Source organism: Vibrio sp. La 4.2.2 (assembly GCF_027586995.1).
Taxonomy (GTDB): Bacteria; Pseudomonadota; Gammaproteobacteria; order Enterobacterales; family Vibrionaceae; genus Vibrio; species Vibrio mediterranei.
On record NZ_JAPPTJ010000004.1, the window covers coordinates 302443 to 320866 of the forward strand.

Here is an 18424-nt window from a genome sequence, read left to right on the forward strand (position 1 = left end):
GGGTGAACAAATGAAAAAGCTGATTGTAATTACAGGTGCGAGTTCTGGTATTGGTGAAGCGATTGCTCGTCGTTTAAGTGACGCTGGTCACCCACTATTGCTTTTGGCTCGTCGTGTAGAAAAACTTGAAGCACTGCAACTTCCTAACACACTGTGTGAAAAAGTCGACATCACTGACAAAGCTACGTTTGAAGCTGCAATCGCTAAAGCTGAAGCGCAGTTTGGTCCTGCCGATGCTCTTATCAACAATGCCGGCATGATGCTACTTGGCCAGATCGATACGCAAGACTCTGCAGAGTGGAAAACCATGTTTGACGTTAATGTACTAGGTCTACTAAACGGCATGCAAGCGGTGCTAGCACCAATGAAAGCTCGTAACTCTGGCACTATTATCAACATCAGTTCCATTGCAGGTCGCAAGACGTTCGGCAATCACGCTGCTTACTGTGGTACTAAATTTGCCGTTCACGCAATATCAGAAAACGTACGTGAAGAAGTAGCAGAATCAGACGTACGTGTTGTTACTATTGCACCCGGCGCTGTAGAAACTGAGCTTCTTTCACATACTACTTCTCAAGAAATTAAAGACGGCTACGATGAGTGGAAAGAAGTGATGGGTGGCGTGTTAGCTGCAGATGATGTGGCTCGTGCGGTTGAGTTTGCTTACTCACAACCTCAAAACGTCTGTATTCGTGAAATCGTATTAGCACCAACACGTCAACAGCCTTAATAAGACTTGCTGTTGAAAAGCGTAAGGCGGCAATCTATTGTCGCCTTATTTTTTGATTGGTAAATGGCCGGTCTTAAACCAAATAGTTGTCGGTTGTTTTACATAAGGTGTATGTTGGCTTTCGTGAGGGCTTCGCGTCCATGTTCCTTTGGGGTACTCTCCGTGCTCGTCTATCAAGGTCCCTTCTATAACGAACAATTCTTCACCACCAAAATGACCATGTGGATGGTAGTTATCCGGACCATTCCAACGCAATAGCACAACATTCTCCTGATTGAAGGAGTGCAGAGGCAGAATTTCCATTTGACCTATCCCCGGTAGCCATTCTGCTTGGGTCGTATCAACTCTAACAGACTTGAGATCACTCTCATCAAACTGATTGAGTTTCACCAAGATGACACACCCTTGCTTACTAAATGGCGCGTGTGAACTACCCGGAGGGTTTCGAAGGTATGTGCCTGCTGGGTAATCTCCCGTTTCATCAGAAAACACACCTTCTAATACCAATATCTCTTCACCCAGTGGATGCGAGTGTTGACTAAACCGAGTTCCTGGGAGGTATTCAACGATGCTAGTAACATGACCTGACTCAGCGGCTTCTCGTTCTAAAGGCTTCCGATTAACACCATTTGCGGGAGAAGCGATCCATTCCATAGTCAATGTATCGATAACAACTCTTTGGGAGAAATCCATATTCAACATACAACGTATCCCTTGTTGATTGATGATTTAATTATAAGATATTTGTTTCAAAACACGTACAAACATTTCAATATATCAAATTACATTCCCAGACTTGTCATTGTAAGTAGTTGTAAATTTATGACCTACTCGCTTTTTATACAATTAGTTCAAAGATAAAGTTCAATATATAGCTTGACGTCGCAATTAATATTCTACCAATGACATAAAATAAATAGCAGATAAATACTGTTCACGTTTCAAAGGAGAAGCGATATGGAGAAGATAATTAATACCATTGGCCTCTGCATCATAGCAAGCAAATATGCCATTGTACTACTTGTAGCTGGTATTACTTTCAGTACTGGTGCTTTAGCGACAGAATTACTGCTCTGCACTGGGTTAGAAAGCTCTGAATAGGACATAATAATACTTCGCAAGGAATGAGGGAATATTAGCGGCATTCATTTTTAACTTCTTTTAGTTGCTTAATATTTCAGGGAGCATTACTGCTCCCTTTTTTATTATCTATATCACTTCATATAATAATTCTTAACATCATCTATTTTAAATATTTTGTTACTTTTAGCGTGTCTGCGCGATGACAATTGTATACAATAGCAGCACCGCTGTTGTATTGTTGTTCTTTATAAAGGAAGTCCCATGCTCGCTGACTGGTTTAGTCACACGGCACTTATCGCGATGTTGCTGATCTTTTTGGGTTCGTTTGTACAAACTGCCATTGGATTTGGGTTAGCGATCGTTGCTGCACCACTGCTGTTCCAAGTATCTCCTGACTATGTACCGGCCCCTATCTGCTTGGTTGCATTATTTATCTCTTTACTTAATGCTGCGAAACATCGCTCTAATATTGCAATCGGCGGATTAAAAATGGCCATGATTGGCCGTGTACCGGGCTCGATTGCAGGAGCTGCGCTGCTTCTGTACGTTTCCACACAGGTTCTATCTCTGTGGTTAGGGGTATTAGTAGTATTCGCAGTTGTAGTTAGCCTGCTACCATTCAGAATAGAGCCAACACCTACCAGAATGGGGGTCGCTGGATTCTTCTCCGGCTTTTTTGGTACCAGCAGTGCCATTGGAGGGCCACCGATGGCTTTGTTACTCCAGCACCAAGAGGCGAACCAATTAAGAGGCAATTTGTCCGCTTTCTTTGTATTCAGTTCGATCATGTCATTAGTCGTGCAAGCGCCGATAGGCTTCCTAACACTACATCATTTGTATATCACAGTACCGCTTATCCCAGCAGCATGGTTAGGCTATAAATTGGCTTTAATGACTACTCATTCTCTACCAAAAGAGAAGATCCGTATTGGCGCACTGGCATTATGTTCACTCAGTGGTGTTACCGCTATTGTTCAAGGTCTAATTCATTAACAACAAAACAAAAAAGGAGGCAAACGCCTCCTTCTTTTTTAGTATACGAATGATGGAGCCATTACATATAAAATGCGCGCTTCAAAGCGAGTTCCACACCACGGATCTCAGCCAGCCCTTTCAAACGACCGATACAAGAATAACCTGGGTTGGTTTGTTTCTTCAGATCGTCGATCATTTGATGACCATGGTCTGGTCTCATTGGAATCATGCGAGTCTCGCCGGTGCTTAGTCGACGGTTCTCTTCTTTCAACAACGCATTGATCACATTGTACATATCGACATCGCCTTCCAGATGAGCTGCCTCATGGAAACTCATCGGATTATCTTCACGCTGAGTAGAGCGTAAGTGCGTAAAGTAAATGCGATCTCCGTATGATTCGATCATTTTCACCAAGTCATTGTCACCACGAACACCATACGAACCTGTGCACATCGTGATACCGTTCATTTTACTCGGCACTGCCGTCGTTAACGCTTCAATATCTTCAATCGTCGACACAATGCGTGGTAGGCCAAGAATCGGACGCGGTGGATCATCAGGGTGAACCGCCAACTTAAGTCCATACTGCTCACAAACTGGAATCAGCTCTTGTAAGAACAGCACCATGTGTTCGCGCAGCTTCTCTTTATCGATGCCTTTATAGGTATCTAGGCGCGCTTGAAACTCTTCAAGTGTGTACCCTTCCTCGGCACCAGGCAATCCAGCAATGATGTTAGACGTTAGCTTATCGATCTGAGCTTGAGACATAGCGTCAAAACACGCCTTGGCATCCGCTTGCTCCTGTTCGGTATATTCAGCTTTCGCGCCTGGACGTTTTAGAATAAATAGTTCAAACGCTGCAAACTCGATTTGGTCGAAACGCAGTGCTTTTGAGCCATCAGCTAATTCATATTCCAAATCTGTACGCGTCCAATCTAATACCGGCATGAAATTATAACACACCGTATCAATACCGCATTCAGCAAGATTGATTAGCGATTGCTTGTAGTTATCAATCCACTGTTGATAATTACCAGAGCGAGTCTTAATTTCTTCATGTACTGGTACACTTTCTACAACCGACCAAACAAAGCCTTTTGCTTCAATTATTTCTTTGCGCTTTAGTATTTCTTCTTTTGTCCAAATTTCACCATTTGGAATATGGTGCAGAGCATTTACAATACCAGTTGCTCCCGCCTGTTTAATATCATCTAGTGATACAGGGTCATTAGGGCCATACCAACGCCATGTTTGTTCCATATTAATTACCTATCTTTGGACAAGACTAGTGCGTAGCGAATAATTTCATACTCACTAGTCGTTATTATTATTGAAGAGCTAAATTGTTATTTTTAACTAACGGAAAAGGAAGCCGTCAAATTGCGGATCATCTACGTCAGATAATTCAAATAACGTTTGTTTTACGTTTTCCAAGTGTTGCCACATTGCTTCTCTTGCACCTTCAGGATCTCTACGTTGAAGGGCAAGCAACACTTTTTCGTGATCGTCTAACCAAGCGGTACGATAATTCATGTTAGTGATACGTGAGTGCAACTGTCTCCACATTGAACTCTCATCGCGGCGCATCCAAAGATCTTTAACAATATCACTAAGAACACTGTTTTGAGACGCTTCTGCAATGGTTAAATGGAATAGTTCATCACCATCGTAATCCCCATGACCTGTTTCCAACTGTTGACGCTCAGTATCTAATGCCTCTCTGAGGCGACTGATATCGTTTTTCGTCACATGCATCGCTGCAAAACTGGCGATTTGGCTTTCGAGTACTTGTCGAGCTTGAAGTAATTCAAAAGGACCAATATCAGAATTTGCCCTAAGCGTTGCCAATTGAGATTGCTGAGCATCAGCAGAGGGCTTTGCGTTGACGTAAACGCCTGAGCCTTTGCGAACTTCAACTAATCCTTGCAGCTCTAGCATGATAATCGCTTCACGCACCACAGATCGGCTCACTTCCATCTCTTCAGCGATATCACGTTCAGGAGGCAGTCTGTCCCCTATTTTGAATTCATCTGATTGAATACGCTCTTGAAGCGCAAGTCCGATTTCTTGATACAGTCTTTTAGGTGCAGTAATAGCGATATTCATAGCATCGTCTTATAAATTGGTCTTAGGTTAATAATATCACTTGGTTTAAATTGGTCAACCAATTGGTTGACCAATTATATGTCATTTCAAGCTTTCTTGTTTCAACTTGCCATAGAAGTCAGCAAGTAGCGTAAATGACTCTTTTTTCGTAAATTTGTCATTCGAGATGAGACCTTTACGGTTCCAACCTTTCTGGAACATGTTCTGGCGACGTTCCACACGGAACTCATAAAGAATCCATGGCGAAATGCCTTTAATGTAATCCAGTTTTTCCAGATATTCGATTTGCTTTTTGTATACATCTGTCATGTATGACTCGCTGAAGAAGCCGGTTTTCGGCGCACCCTCACCAATGAAGCCATCAGCACCAGTCTCCGAAATAACAACCGGTTTACCTGGATTAGAGTTTTCACCGATTTCGATAAGGTCATCAAACACTTCTTCATACCAACCGTAGTACTCGTTGATACCAATAATATCTAGATGCTCAGCTAAACGGTCCTCAATCTTGTTCTTCGCATGGTTAACCAAACAAGCAGCAGAAACTAGACGACAAGGATCATTGTCACGCGCGGTACGAACTAGACCAGACATAAACTCTAAGCGCGCATCCGTATCAGCGTTCTCATTGCCCACTGACCACATAATGATACTTGCGCGGTTACGGTCACGCTTAATCATCTCTAGTAGTTGGTTTTCAGCGTCTCGGTAAGTTGCTGGATTTTCGAAATCTATCGCCCAATATACTGGTATTTCAGCCCAGATAAGGAAACCAAGCTCATCAGCCATTTTGGTCGCCATTTCGTGGTGCGTATAGTGCGCAAATCGCATGTAATTGCAGTTCAGCTCTTTCGCATGCTGGAATCGACGCTTTAGGTCTTCCGGTGTAACAACCTTGCCTATCTCTTTGTCATCTTCATGGACACTGATACCACGTAAGAAAGTATTCACACCATTAACAAAGATTTCAGTACCTTTAACTTCGACCTGTCTAAAACCGATACGATCTGTGACGACATCATTCCCGTAGGTTGCTGAAACATCATACAGCTTCGGACTTTCTGGAGACCAAAGCTCAGGCTCAACGCTTAATTCTATTGTTGCTTTTCCATCTACAATTGACAGTCTCTCATTGATACCCAGCTCTTCAATTGCAAAGGTTATTTCAGACTGTGAACCTTCAACTTCTACGTCAACATGCACCAAGTTATATTGACCATTTGGTACTAAGTAGACATGTAAATCTCGAATGATCTCTTTTGGGGTTCTTACAATCTCGATATCACGGTATATACCACCGTAGTTGAACCAATCGGTATTGCGCATTGGTACTCGGTCTAGGGTGCGAGTATTGTTTACGCAGCACATTATCCAGTTACGGCCCTGGTTTAATTTACCCGTAAACTCAGCGAAAAATGGCGTGGAACCACCATAGTGATTACCTAGAAACTCGCCATTTAAGAATACCTTACAGTCATATTGTGCAGCACCAACACGTAAGAATACACGCTCATCCGTATTAGACTCTTCATAGTCCCAAGATTTGGTATACCAAGCACTGCCTTCGAAGAAATACCACTTCTCCTTTTGCATTTGCCAACACGAAGGTACTGGAATGGTTTCGCCGACGTATGGGTCATAGTCCCAAGGTTCAATTCTTTGCTCTGCTGGCATCGGCTTCATGTCATACCAACGTTGACGAAGACCTGTATCTAAAAGGTCAACCGCAAAGTTCCAATGTCCATTAAGAGACTCAGTGTTGCGTCCCCCCATAAACAACATATTGCTATGGTTTAAATTCTGTAGATTGAAAGGCACATCGTATTGTTCGTCATGCAAACAATTAATCGCATTCTCAGCAAGTTCAGAACGTTCTAGCATCTTACTTAAACTCCGAAAGCGGGAGCACAAATCGTGCTCCCAAAAACTCATTAATTATTGAACTGCTAACGCATCGATATCGCGTACGTAGTCTGCAATTGCAGGGTTATTCAACGCCGCATCGTGCATTGGTTTCACTGCATCAACAAATGGTTGTTTTTCTACAGTTACAAACTCTACGCCCATGCTATCTTTTGCTTTCTCGATAGCTTCGTTCGTCATTTTGGTCCATAGATCTTTGTGATACATCATGGAATCTTTAGCCGCTTTCTTAAGAGCTTCTTGCTGGTCTTTCGGCAGCTTGTCCCAAACTTTAGAGCTGATTACTAGAACATCTGGAATCATCGTATGCTCATCTTGGCTAAATACTTTAGCAACTTCACCGTGACGAGCGGTTGTTAGCGCTGTAGGGTTGTTTTCTGCACCATCAACAACGCCTTGTTGCATTGCTGTGTATAGCTCACCGTAAGATAGTGGAGTTGGCGAACCACCCATCAGTTTAATCATTTCAACAGCAGTTGGACTTGGCTGAACGCGGATTTTCATACCACTAAGATCAGCAGGTGTTTTAATGGCTTTTGAGGCGTAGAAGCTGCGAGCACCAGCATCATAATAAGTTAAACCAACAAAACCTTTATCGTGAGAGGAATCTAGGATTTTTTCACCTACTTCACCTTGCATTACACGGTAGTAGTGGTCACGGTCACGGAAGATATAAGGAATGTTAAACGCACCATAAGCTGGTTCAAACGCTTCCATTTCACTCGCATTTGATTTCGCAATGTCTAAAGCACCATTCTGTAGCAATTCCATCGATTCACGTTGAGTGCCAAGCTGTCCATTCGGATAAATACGGATACGAACTTCACCATCTGTCAGCTCTTTCACTTCATCAGCCATGTACTGCATTGATTTATGCACAGGGTGATTACGGTCTTGGTTGTGGCTAAGTTTTAGCGTGGTTACTGCAGAAGCGGTAAAAGAAGTCGATGCAGCGAGAGCACAAGTAACGAAAGTTGTTAGTGCTGTTTTGTTCCAACGCATAGGGGAGTCTCCATTCAATTTATGTTCAGTTATAGGATTAATTATTACAATTCGGTTAACCAATTATGGCTAAATTCCGTTTCTTATTAACTACGCTATCAATCTGAACCATCACCAACCAATAATCAACGTAAAAAATCGAATTGGTTGACCAATGTCATACTTTCATCGCTAAAATTGGTTGGACCAATTTTATTGTGAGATTTGTCACAAGCGGTTTCAATTTACTGTGTTTAAATCTGCTCAACCTTACCTCTTGCTCTTTTTCCAAATTATAAGACGAAGGATTTCGTCAACTAGGAGATGTTATGAATAAGCTCATTACGATAATGAATAAGGTTTTATCCTTATTCTGTATTTCGCTGAGTAGTGTTTTAGTTGTTTGCGTGTCTTGGCAGGTGTTCTCTCGCTATGTATTAAACGCGCCAAGTACATTCACTGATGAAGTTGCCCGTTTTCTCTTTATCTGGGTCGGTTTGATGGGTGCAGCTTATACGCTAGGACAAAAACGCCACCTTGCTATTGACTTATTAGCAATGAAAATCGAACACGACGAAGCTAAACATAACAAGTTGAAGTTACTGATTAATATGATCAGCATGTCTTTCGCCTCCATCATTATGGTCTATGGTGGCGGTAGATTAATGTTAAAAACTCTAGCGACAGGTCAAGTATCTCCCGCTCTAGGTATAGAGATGGGTTTAGTGTATGCCGCAATTCCTCTTGCGGGCTTATTTATGGTGATTTATTTGGTCCAAGATATTCTTGAGAATATCGCTTTTATGACCTCAAAAAATACCAACTCTTCCACTCTTTCAAACCAATAATTAATAAGGAATATTACTGTGGAATGGCAAATAATTATTGTTTTATTTGGTAGCTTTTTCCTTTTCCTAGGATTAGGGGTTCCTATTTCGTTCGCTATTGGTATTGCGTCATTATTAACGGTAATGATGACACTACCTTTTGATGCCGCTATCGCCGTTATTTCTCAGAAAATGGCATCCGGCCTTGATAGCTTTGCTCTACTAGCAATACCATTCTTTATCCTAGCGGGTAATATCATGAACCAAGGCGGTATTGCACTTCGCCTTATTGAGTTCGCAAAAGTACTTGGTGGCCGCCTCCCAGGGTCATTAGCTCACGTAAACGTACTTGCTAACATGATGTTTGGTGCTATTTCAGGTTCAGCCGTGGCCTCTGGCGCAGCTGTTGGTGGCACTATGGCACCGCTACAAAAGAAGGAAGGCTATGACCCAGCCTACTCTGCAGCTGTTAACATTACTTCGTGTCCAACTGGCCTATTGATTCCACCAAGTAACACATTCATTGTTTACTCTCTTATTTCCGGTGGCACATCAATCGGCGCACTTTTCCTAGCGGGTTACATCCCAGGAATGATTATGGGCCTTGGCCTTATGATCGTTGCCGCTATTATTGCGAAGAAACGAGGCTATCCTGTTGCCGCTAAGCCATCTACCTCTGTCGTCATTAAGAAAACACTTGATGCTTTACCAGCGCTGAGCTTAATCATCGTCATCATGGGCGGTATCATCGGCGGTATTTTCACAGCAACTGAAGCATCTGCCATTGCTGTTGTTTATACGCTATTGCTGGCTGTAGTTTTCTATCGTGAAGTATCAATCAAACAGCTTCCGGGCATCATTCTTGAATCTGTCGTTACGACATCCATTGTTTTACTACTTATCGGTGCGTCAATGGGCATGTCGTGGGCAATGGCGAACGCTGATATCCCTTATATGATAAGTGATGCCTTATTAGCCGTATCGGAAAACCCATTGATCATTCTACTGATCATCAACTTGATTCTGCTTATTGTCGGTATCTTCATGGATATGACGCCAGCGCTACTGATCTTTACACCTATTTTCCTTCCAATCGCGATGGACCTAGGTATGGATCCAGTTCACTTCGGTATCATGATGACCTTCAACCTATGTATCGGTATCTGTACTCCACCTGTAGGTAGTGCACTGTTTATCGGTTGTTCTGTAGGCGATGTGAAGATCGACAAAGTTATCAAACCATTACTGCCTTTCTACGCTGTATTGGTACTAGCACTAATGCTAGTGACTTTCGTACCTCAAGTAAGCCTGATACTACCTCAACTATTCCTAGGCTACTAATCTCACCAAATATCATTCTGAGAGCCCGTTTGGGCTCTCTCTATTGAAAGGAATTCTAAAGTGAAGACCATTAGAAACTGGCAATTTAAGCAGCAAAATAATAACGAAATCATTCTAAGCTGCGACGACAAACACACTCTTCATTTATTCGTGCTAGAGAACCATCTAATTCGTGTGTTATTCCAACGTCACAATACTCTTCGCCTTGACAGAACTTGGATGGTGGCACCCGATGGTAACGATGTACCATGGGAAGGTCGCGACAGAATGTCACTAGAGGGGTTCACCTTACCTACTTTCGAACTCTATGAAAACCAAGATACTCTACACATCGAGACAGAGCAGTTGCGTTTAACCGTCCACCAGCCTCTATGGATGGAGTGGGAACATAAAGTAAACGGTGAGTGGAAACCATTAACTAAAGATCGCAAAACAGGTGCATACCAATTGGGTGTTAGTGAACCAGGTATTGCCCACTTTATGAATCGTGGTGACAACGAACTATACTACGGTCTTGGAGAGAAGACTGGCAACCTCAATCGTGAAGGTCGTCGTTTTGAGATGCGCAACCTCGATGCAATGGGTTATGACGCAAGCAAGACCGATCCTCTGTACAAACATGTTCCTTTCTATATAACTAAAACGACCTCTGATGAAAGTGGCGCATCGTTTGGTGTCTTTTATGACAACTTAGCAAGTTGCTGGTTTGATTTAGGAAATGAGCTGGATAACTACCACATCAAATACCGTAGCTATCGTGCCGAAGACGGTGACCTAGATCTGTATTTCATGTACGGCGAAAGCATCAAAAATGTGACTCAACAGTTTGTCCGTTTAACTGGTGGCACTGCCTTTGGTCCAAAATGGAGCTTGGGTTACAGCGGCTCAACCATGCAATACACAGACGCACCTAATTCTCAGGAGCTACTAGAAGGTTTTGTAGACCAATGTGCAGAGCACGGTATTCCTTGTGACTCGTTCCAACTTTCTTCGGGTTATACGTCTATCGGGGACAAACGCTATGTCTTCAACTGGAACTACGAAAAAGTTCCTAATCCAAATGCAATGTCAGACCATTTCCATGCTCATGGGCTGAAGCTAGCCGCAAATATTAAGCCTTGTTTGCTACATGATCACCCTCGTTTCGATGAAGTCAAAGAGAAAGGCTTGTTCATTAAAGATTCCGAGTATGACGTACCAGAAAACTCGGTGTTCTGGGACGCGGACGGCTCACACCTTGATTTTACCAATCCAGAAACTATCAAGTGGTGGCAGGACAATGTTAAAGAGCAGTTATTAGAGAAAGGCATCGATTCTACTTGGAATGACAACAACGAATACGAGATATGGGACAAGAGTGCACGTTGCTTCGGGTTCGGCAAAGAGATTCCTGTTGGCTTGATTCGCCCGCTGCAACCATTACTCATGATGCGTGCTTCTTACGAAGCGCAAACCGAGTTTGCTCCAGAACTTCGCCCATACTTGATTTCACGCTCAGGGTGCCCTGGGATGAACCGCTACGTTCAAACTTGGAGTGGTGACAACAGAACCAACTGGACCAGCTTAAAATACAATATCAAAATGGGTTTAGGTATGAGCTTGTCTGGCTTGTATAACCTTGGTCATGATGTTGGTGGTTTCTCGGGTGACAAGCCTGATCCTGAACTCTTCGCTCGTTGGGTACAGAACGGTGTTATGCACCCACGTTTCACCATCCACTCTTGGAATGACGATGGTAGCGTTAACGAACCTTGGATGCATCCAACTGTCACTCCTATTATTCGTGACGCTATGAAGATTCGTTACCAGCTTCTTCCGTACATCTATGATTCGTTGTATCAAGCTCATACTCATGATGAACCAATGCTTCGCCCTACGTTCCTGGACCATGAGCATGATGAAAATACGTTTATCGAAAATGACGACTACCTACTAGGCAAAGATCTACTCGTCGCTTCCGTAGTAGAAGAAGGACAACGTGAACGTGACATCTATCTTCCAAATAACAAGGATGGTTGGTACGACTTCTACACAGGTCAATGGTATAGCGCTGGTAACACCATTTCCGTCGCCGCACCACTAGAGCGCATCCCTCTGCTTGCTCGTGCAGGTGCAGTGATCCCGACAAGTGCGAGAATCGCTAATGCCAACGCCCAAAAAGATGACAGTCGTGGCCTAAATATTTACCCACTTCAAGGGGTAGGACAGAGTCAATGTAGCATTTTTGATGATGACGGTGAGTCTAACGGTTATCTAACAGGCAACCATATTACTCTGAATATCGAAATGGTTTGCGACAACAACACCATTACTTTGAATATTACTCGTACCGGTGACTTCCTACCGGCATATGACACATTAACGCTGAACCTTCCAAACAGCGAAAAACGTCAACTCATCGTTAACGGAAACACATATCAAAACGGTGATGCGTTTCCACTTTCAGCGGCTAAATAAGGAACCGATTCAATGACAAATATCAGTAACCACACACTGAACGCATCTGTAAGCCAACCTAACTACCCGCGTTCTGAGCTGAAATCACGAATCGTTCATCTAGGCTTCGGTGCATTCCACCGCGCACACCAAGGACTCTTTACTGATGAAGTTGCGCGAAAATCACAAAGCGACTGGGGTATTTGTGAAATCAACCTTTTCGGTGGAGAAGAATTAATTACTTCGCTACGTGCGCAAGATCATTTATATAGTGTAGCTGAAAAAGGCGCTCTATCGACAGACGTCAAGGTCATTGGTTCAGTAACAGAATCTCTACACCCAAGTTTAGACGGCATCGATGCTGTTATTGAGAAAATGGCCGAACCACAGGTCGCCATTGTTTCAATGACTATCACTGAAAAAGGCTACTGCGCAGACCCTGCTACTGGTCGATTAGATAAGAACAATCCTTTAGTCATTGCCGACTTAGAAAACCCATCTTCTCCAAAATCAGCACTAGGCTACATAGTTCAAGCTTTGAAAGTTCGTCGCGAACGTGGTCTATCGCCATTTACCGTCATGTCTTGCGACAATGTACAAGAAAACGGTCACGTGGCGAAAGCGGCTATTTTAGAATTCGCCAAGTTACTAGATGCTGAGCTAGGTGCCTGGATTGAAGCAAACGTAACTTTCCCTTGCACTATGGTAGACCGTATCGTTCCGGCAGCAACGGAAGAAACGCTACGTGAGATTACTGAACTACTCGGCGTTGAAGACCCATGTGGTATTGCTTGTGAACCTTTCCGTCAATGGGTAATTGAAGACAACTTCGTAGCTGGTCGTCCAGATTGGAACATTGCTGGTGCAGAGTTTGTCGCAGACGTTGTGCCTTATGAAGAGATGAAGCTAAGAATGCTCAACGGTAGTCACTCATTCTTAGCTTACTTAGGTTACCTCGGTGGTTACGCTCATATCTCAGACACGATGACAGATGCCGGTTATCGCAAAGCCGCTTTCGATATGATGATGTTAGCGCAAGCCCCATCGCTTAAGATGCCCGAAGGGACAGATTTAGAAGCTTACGCCAAGCTGCTCATTGATCGTTTCACTAACCCTAGCTTAAAACATAAGACTTGGCAGATCGCGATGGACGGTAGCCAAAAGATCCCTCAACGTATGGGGGGAAGCCTAAAATTCCATCTAGACCAAGGTTCTGAATTTAAATGGCTTGCCGCAGGTATCGCTGGCTGGATGCGCTATGTGTCTGGTGTTGATGAGCAAGGTAACGAAATCGACGTCCGCGACCCAATGGCGACGATGCTTCGTAGTGTCTGCGAACAGCACGGTCTGAATGTCACTGTCGTCCCAGCATTACTTGGCATCGAAGCAATTTTCCCAGCTGATATTGGCCGTGACCTTCAGGTTATAGACGCCGTTTCGAGCGCTTATCAATCACTAATCGACAATGGTGCAAAAGCGACCGTCGCGGCACTTTAAGGGTGAGTTAAGGAATTAATGATGAAAGACTTTCTATGTGAAGATTTTTTACTGAGTAATGAAACTGCTCGCCGCCTTTATCATGAGCATGCGGCGGACCAGCCAATTTACGATTATCACTGCCACTTAAATCCAGCCGAAGTTGCAAGCAATCGTAAGTTCGATAACCTCGGTCAAATTTGGCTTGAAGGCGACCACTACAAATGGCGCGGTATGCGCTCAGCTGGTATTCAAGAGCAATTGATCACAGGTTCTGCCTCTGATTACGACAAATTTCAAGCGTGGGCAAAGACAGTGCCTATGACGTTAGGTAACCCGCTCTATCACTGGACGCATTTAGAGTTGCGTCGACCATTTGGTATTACAGGGAAGCGACTTAGTCCCGAGACGGCTGACACCATTTGGAACCATTGTAACGAGCTGCTACAAACGCCTGAGTTTTCAGCACGCGGTATTATGAAGCAAATGAATGTTGTCATGGCCGGGACAACTGATGACCCAGTCGATACGCTTGAACATCATAAAGCGATTGCTGATGATGAAAGTTTCGATATTGAAGTACTGCCTAGTTGGCGTCCTGATAAAGCCTTCAAAATTGAGTTGGATGGTTTTGCAGACTATATGACGTTACTAGGCCGCGCAGCAGATGTTGAGATTAACAGTTTCGCAACCCTGCTTGACGCACTTGATCGACGTCTTTCTCACTTCGATGCTCACGGCTGTCGTGCAGCCGATCATGGCATTGAAATCGTTCGTTACGCACAAGTTCCATCAGAGCAAGCATTAGACCACCTGATAAAACGCCGCTTAAGCGGAGAAAAACTCACAGAAGAAGAGTGCGCACAGTTTTCTACTGCGGTACAAGTCTGGTTAGGTAAACGCTATGCCAAGCTAGGTTGGGTAATGCAACTGCACATTGGCGCACAGCGAAACAACAATACGCGCATGTTCCAAATGCTTGGTGCAGATGCCGGCTTCGACTCCATCAGTGACCGTACCTTCGCATTCGAATTAGCTCATCTTCTTGATGAAATGGATCAAAGTAATGAACTACCTAAAACCATTCTTTACTGCCTAAATCCTCGTGATAACGAAATGATGGCGACGATGATTGGAAACTTCCAAGGTGGCGGCATTGCGGGCAAAGTTCAATTTGGCTCTGGTTGGTGGTTTAACGACCAAAAAGATGGAATGCAGCGACAAATGGAACAGTTGTCTCAACTGGGTTTACTAAGCCAGTTTGTTGGTATGTTGACAGACTCTCGCAGCTTCCTTTCTTACACTCGCCACGAGTATTTCCGTCGTATCTTGTGTGACATGATTGGTCGCTGGGCGGAAAATGGCGAAGTACCAAACGACCTATCACTGTTAGGTCCTATGGTTGAAGATATCTGTTTTAACAACGCCAAGCGTTATTTTTCCATCAAGTAATTGGGAGACTTACGATGAAACATATCGCCATCATTGGTGAATGTATGATTGAACTAAATGGGAAACCATTTGGTGAGATGCATCAGACGTTTGGTGGAGATACGCTTAATGCCGCGGTTTATTTGAACCGTGGCTGTCAGCTTAACTCTGAGGACACCTTAATAAGAACCTCCTTTGTCAGCGCTTTGGGAACCGACGCGATCAGCGAAGGAATGATTGCGCGTTGGCAAGATGAAAATATCGATACGCAGTTCGTGTTGCGTGACGGGGATCGAACGCCCGGTCTCTATCTTATTCAGCTAGACGAACAAGGGGAACGGACGTTTCTCTATTGGCGTAACCAGTCAGCAGCAAAATACCTGTTACAACACCCTAATTTTGACACCATTGCTCACGCTCTAAAGTCGACAAATATGGTCTTTCTCAGCGGCATCAGCTTAGCTATTTTACCCACTGAGGATCGAGTCAAACTTTTCGGCTTACTTAACGAGCTAAAACGAAATGATGTCGAAATAAGCTTTGATAGCAACTATCGTCCAGCTTTGTGGCCTTCAGATGAACTTATTACCGTCAAAGAAAACTACCGCCAGATGTATCAACTTACTGATATAGCATTAGTCACCTTTGATGATGAAAAGCTAATTTGGGGAGACCTCAACCCTCAAGTAACCATAGAACGACTTCATAGTGAGGGCATCAAAAATGTTGTGCTAAAACTGGGCTCAGAGGGTTGCTTAGTTTCAGAAAACTTTGGCAAGCAATCCCTAACCGTTCCCACGCAGCCCGTGAAAAATGTTGTAGATACAACATCGGCGGGCGACTCATTTAACGGCGGCTTCCTCTCTTGTTATCTCGCTGGCGGCTCAATGGAGCACTCTTGTCAGAGAGGCAATCGCCTCGCGGGAATCGTAATTCAACATAAAGGGGCAATAATCCCCAAGACTGCGACTGATGTCGTGACCAAAAAAAATTAAGGAATTTACATGTCGACTATCAACGAACAACTACAGGCGCTTAAAGTCATCCCTGTTATCGCTATCGACAAAGCGGAAGATATCATCCCTTTAGGCAAAGTGCTGGCTGAAAACGGCCTACCTGCTGCAGAGATCACTTTCCGTTCTGAGGCTGCAGTCGAAGCGATTCGTTTGCTAAGAGAAGCGCAACCAGACATGTTGATTGGAGCTGGTACGGTTTTAAATCGCGAGCAAGTGATTGCAGCAAAAGAAGCAGGAGCGACATTTATTGTTTCACCTGGTTTCAACCCAAATACCGTTAAAGCGTGTCAAGAGCTTGAGATCGACATTGTACCCGGAGTCAACAACCCAAGTACGGTTGAGGCGGCGCTAGAAATGGGGCTCACTACTTTAAAATTCTTCCCAGCGGAAGCATCTGGTGGCGTTAGTATGGTGAAATCACTGTTGGCACCCTACGGTGATGTTTGCTTAATGCCAACTGGCGGAATCAATCCTAAGAATATCAAAGACTACCTAGCGATCCCTCGTGTACTCGCTTGTGGTGGGACATGGATGGTTGATAAAAAGCTAATCGAAGCTGGGGAATGGGAAGAACTTGCTCGACTTACCCGTGAAGCGGTTGCATTAGTGAATAATTAATCTGTATTGTTGAGGCTCCAGAAGGAGCCTCCCAAGCAATAACGAAAAGGATTTTTATGAAGATTTTGTTCCTGCACACTTTAGCGAGCAACATCACCCTCTTTAAACCTCTAGCCGCAACATCGCTCCCTAAACATGACATATTCCACGATGTCCAAGAATCATTTCTAAGCAACATACGCAAAACAGGGCCAACTCCCTCTATCGTCAAGCAGATTCAAGGTTATTTAAACCATCAGCTTACTCAAGGCTATGACTTTATTGTCTGCACTTGTTCAACCCTGGGCCCAATTGTGGATGCTTACCCTGATAACCGTGTTTTTCGAGTCGACCGACCGATGGCAGAACAAACCATTGGCTACAGTCGGATACTTGTTGCTGTTACGCTTGAAAGTACGATAGAACCCACTCGATCTTTACTAGAAAGCTCCAACAACCATTCTCAATTCGAGTTTTTATTTATTCCAGCGGCGTGGGAACATTATGTCGCGGGCTCAATGCTGGCTTTCAATTCAAGCATTGCAAACACTATCACTGAGCATCGTATACATTCTACAAACCGTTATGATGCTATCGTGTTAGCGCAAGCGTCGATGGCATATGCATTAGCGGAGTGTCAGTTTGACATTACCGTTTTATCCAGCCCACAAAGTTGCCTGAACTATCTGGAGAAGCAATTAGAATGACGTTAATGCTATTCGCCCAACTTGTTGGTGGTATTGCTTTTGTCTTTGGGATCATGGCATTTTTACAAAAAGACGACCTTCGGTTCCGTTACTGTATGGTCGCATTTTGCTTCATCATGATGATACATTTTGCCATGATGGGGGCCGTGGTTGGTGCAATAGGTGTCGCTATCAATGGTATTCGTGCTTTCGTCTCCATTAAAACTCGCTCTAAGCGCGCTATGTGGTTCTTCATTGTTATTCTACTTGGCATGACACTCCCCAATGTCTCCTCTCCTGTAGAGCTCTTACCAATTATTGGTTCCGCAGTGGGTACATGGGCATTATTCTCCGCATCTGGTATCAAAATGCGGAGTTTAATTTTATTCAACTCCGCATGTTGGTTTACCCATAATATATGGATTGGCTCTATCGGCGGTTCACTAGTCGAAGGTACATTTCTGATAGCTAATACCACCACGATATATCGCTTGTGCATGAAAAAACACGAACCAGCATAAATGCTGGTTCAACACTTTGCCTAAAGTTATTAAAGCTTCGTCATCGTTTTCGGACAGGTATCGAGGTGAGTAGTGACAACTAAACCCGCTTCCGTTAGACAAATATTACCCGGTGCGCCTCCTTCCTCAGCTATAGAAGCGAACGAACACATAACGCCTAGCATAAAAATAAAGACTGCTTTCATATTATTCTCCATGTCATTACGTTCAAAAATGACGATTTCCTTTACTTCGTCATTTATAGCTTAGTCGAAGAAATCAACTCGCAAACTGATTTTTATCTTTATTTTTCAG

Annotated in this window: 18 protein-coding genes; 12 read left to right on the plus strand and 6 right to left on the minus strand. The window is 43.7% G+C overall.

Annotated features, from left to right (window positions below; all coding sequences use genetic code 11):
• Positions 1-10 precede the first annotated feature (10 nt).
• Positions 11-730 carry an SDR family oxidoreductase gene (locus OH456_RS10770; protein ID WP_062456181.1) on the plus strand — a complete coding sequence of 240 codons (720 nt, stop codon included), beginning with the start codon at positions 11-13 and terminating at the stop codon, positions 728-730.
• A gap of 45 nt (positions 731-775) precedes the next feature.
• On the opposite strand, the gene OH456_RS10775 is transcribed toward OH456_RS10770, so the two are convergent.
• Positions 776-1432, minus strand: coding sequence for a cupin domain-containing protein (locus OH456_RS10775; RefSeq protein WP_270033451.1), 657 nt, complete (start codon positions 1430-1432; stop codon positions 776-778).
• A 255-nt stretch (positions 1433-1687) separates the two neighbouring features.
• Between OH456_RS10775 and OH456_RS10780 the strand changes: the two genes are divergently transcribed.
• Both OH456_RS10780 and OH456_RS10785 read left to right on the plus strand, forming a co-directional pair.
• Positions 1688-1831 carry a hypothetical protein gene (locus tag OH456_RS10780; protein WP_006070328.1) on the plus strand — a complete coding sequence of 48 codons (144 nt, stop codon included), beginning with the start codon at positions 1688-1690 and terminating at the stop codon, positions 1829-1831.
• A 243-nt stretch (positions 1832-2074) separates the two neighbouring features.
• The gene (locus OH456_RS10785; RefSeq protein ID WP_006070327.1) at positions 2075-2806 is read left to right on the plus strand and encodes a sulfite exporter TauE/SafE family protein; all 732 of its coding nucleotides are present in this window, start codon (positions 2075-2077) and stop codon (positions 2804-2806) included.
• Between the two features lie 61 nt (positions 2807-2867).
• On the opposite strand, the gene uxuA is transcribed toward OH456_RS10785, so the two are convergent.
• The 4 genes from uxuA to OH456_RS10805 all read right to left on the minus strand — a co-directional run bounded on the left by uxuA (position 2868) and on the right by OH456_RS10805 (position 7820).
• Positions 2868-4049: a mannonate dehydratase gene (gene uxuA, locus OH456_RS10790; protein ID WP_038227448.1), complete on the minus strand. Its 1182-nt coding sequence runs from the start codon at positions 4047-4049 to the stop codon at positions 2868-2870.
• A 96-nt stretch (positions 4050-4145) separates the two neighbouring features.
• Positions 4146-4895 carry an FCD domain-containing protein gene (locus OH456_RS10795; protein ID WP_006070325.1) on the minus strand — a complete coding sequence of 250 codons (750 nt, stop codon included), beginning with the start codon at positions 4893-4895 and terminating at the stop codon, positions 4146-4148.
• A gap of 81 nt (positions 4896-4976) precedes the next feature.
• Positions 4977-6776 (minus strand): glycoside hydrolase family 2 protein, encoded by a 1800-nt coding sequence (locus OH456_RS10800; RefSeq protein ID WP_236109304.1) that lies wholly within the window; start codon positions 6774-6776, stop codon positions 4977-4979.
• 54 nt (positions 6777-6830) lie between these two features.
• Positions 6831-7820, minus strand: a complete 990-nt coding sequence (locus OH456_RS10805; protein WP_006070323.1) for a TRAP transporter substrate-binding protein — start codon at positions 7818-7820, stop codon at positions 6831-6833.
• 308 nt (positions 7821-8128) lie between these two features.
• Between OH456_RS10805 and OH456_RS10810 the strand changes: the two genes are divergently transcribed.
• From OH456_RS10810 to OH456_RS10850, 9 genes are read left to right on the plus strand one after another with little or no spacing between them, the layout of a single operon-like run.
• The gene (locus OH456_RS10810) at positions 8129-8647 is read left to right on the plus strand and encodes a TRAP transporter small permease (protein WP_006070322.1); all 519 of its coding nucleotides are present in this window, start codon (positions 8129-8131) and stop codon (positions 8645-8647) included.
• An 18-nt stretch (positions 8648-8665) separates the two neighbouring features.
• Positions 8666-9967, plus strand: a complete 1302-nt coding sequence (locus tag OH456_RS10815; protein WP_006070321.1) for a TRAP transporter large permease — start codon at positions 8666-8668, stop codon at positions 9965-9967.
• 60 nt (positions 9968-10027) lie between these two features.
• The gene (locus OH456_RS10820) at positions 10028-12424 is read left to right on the plus strand and encodes a glycoside hydrolase family 31 protein (protein WP_198559222.1); all 2397 of its coding nucleotides are present in this window, start codon (positions 10028-10030) and stop codon (positions 12422-12424) included.
• A gap of 12 nt (positions 12425-12436) precedes the next feature.
• Complete coding sequence (locus OH456_RS10825; RefSeq protein WP_096443167.1) at positions 12437-13900, plus strand: fructuronate reductase; 1464 nt, start codon at positions 12437-12439, stop codon at positions 13898-13900.
• Between the two features lie 21 nt (positions 13901-13921).
• Positions 13922-15331 (plus strand): glucuronate isomerase, encoded by a 1410-nt coding sequence (uxaC, locus tag OH456_RS10830; RefSeq protein WP_038227453.1) that lies wholly within the window; start codon positions 13922-13924, stop codon positions 15329-15331.
• Positions 15332-15345: 14 nt separating this feature from the next.
• Entirely contained in the window at positions 15346-16305 is a 960-nt protein-coding gene (locus OH456_RS10835) for a sugar kinase (protein WP_198559224.1), read from the plus strand.
• Positions 16306-16314: 9 nt separating this feature from the next.
• The gene (locus OH456_RS10840) at positions 16315-16944 is read left to right on the plus strand and encodes a bifunctional 4-hydroxy-2-oxoglutarate aldolase/2-dehydro-3-deoxy-phosphogluconate aldolase (protein WP_006070316.1); all 630 of its coding nucleotides are present in this window, start codon (positions 16315-16317) and stop codon (positions 16942-16944) included.
• Positions 16945-17000: 56 nt separating this feature from the next.
• A complete protein-coding gene (locus OH456_RS10845) occupies positions 17001-17630 on the plus strand; it encodes a hypothetical protein (protein ID WP_198559225.1) in 630 nt (209 codons plus the stop codon).
• Positions 17627-18130, plus strand: a complete 504-nt coding sequence (locus tag OH456_RS10850; protein ID WP_006070314.1) for a YgjV family protein — start codon at positions 17627-17629, stop codon at positions 18128-18130. Before OH456_RS10845 ends, OH456_RS10850 begins: the two co-directional genes overlap by 4 nt.
• A 29-nt stretch (positions 18131-18159) precedes the next feature.
• Here OH456_RS10850 and OH456_RS10855 read toward each other — a convergent pair whose 3' ends face one another.
• Positions 18160-18315, minus strand: a complete 156-nt coding sequence (locus OH456_RS10855) for a hypothetical protein (RefSeq protein WP_006070313.1) — start codon at positions 18313-18315, stop codon at positions 18160-18162.
• Positions 18316-18424 lie beyond the last annotated feature (109 nt).

Coding starts and splice junctions, on each gene's coding strand:
- OH456_RS10795 (WP_006070325.1), bottom strand. CDS start 4,895: ATGAATATCGCTATTACTGCACCTAAAAGACTGTATCAAGAAATCGGA.
- OH456_RS10800 (WP_236109304.1), bottom strand. CDS start 6,776: ATGCTAGAACGTTCTGAACTTGCTGAGAATGCGATTAATTGTTTGCAT.
- uxuA (WP_038227448.1), bottom strand. CDS start 4,049: ATGGAACAAACATGGCGTTGGTATGGCCCTAATGACCCTGTATCACTA.
- OH456_RS10835 (WP_198559224.1), top strand. CDS start 15,346: ATGAAACATATCGCCATCATTGGTGAATGTATGATTGAACTAAATGGG.
- uxaC (WP_038227453.1), top strand. CDS start 13,922: ATGAAAGACTTTCTATGTGAAGATTTTTTACTGAGTAATGAAACTGCT.
- OH456_RS10780 (WP_006070328.1), top strand. CDS start 1,688: ATGGAGAAGATAATTAATACCATTGGCCTCTGCATCATAGCAAGCAAA.
- OH456_RS10805 (WP_006070323.1), bottom strand. CDS start 7,820: ATGCGTTGGAACAAAACAGCACTAACAACTTTCGTTACTTGTGCTCTC.
- OH456_RS10775 (WP_270033451.1), bottom strand. CDS start 1,432: ATGTTGAATATGGATTTCTCCCAAAGAGTTGTTATCGATACATTGACT.
- OH456_RS10810 (WP_006070322.1), top strand. CDS start 8,129: ATGAATAAGCTCATTACGATAATGAATAAGGTTTTATCCTTATTCTGT.
- OH456_RS10850 (WP_006070314.1), top strand. CDS start 17,627: ATGACGTTAATGCTATTCGCCCAACTTGTTGGTGGTATTGCTTTTGTC.
- OH456_RS10840 (WP_006070316.1), top strand. CDS start 16,315: ATGTCGACTATCAACGAACAACTACAGGCGCTTAAAGTCATCCCTGTT.
- OH456_RS10825 (WP_096443167.1), top strand. CDS start 12,437: ATGACAAATATCAGTAACCACACACTGAACGCATCTGTAAGCCAACCT.
- OH456_RS10770 (WP_062456181.1), top strand. CDS start 11: ATGAAAAAGCTGATTGTAATTACAGGTGCGAGTTCTGGTATTGGTGAA.
- OH456_RS10855 (WP_006070313.1), bottom strand. CDS start 18,315: ATGAAAGCAGTCTTTATTTTTATGCTAGGCGTTATGTGTTCGTTCGCT.
- OH456_RS10785 (WP_006070327.1), top strand. CDS start 2,075: ATGCTCGCTGACTGGTTTAGTCACACGGCACTTATCGCGATGTTGCTG.
- OH456_RS10845 (WP_198559225.1), top strand. CDS start 17,001: ATGAAGATTTTGTTCCTGCACACTTTAGCGAGCAACATCACCCTCTTT.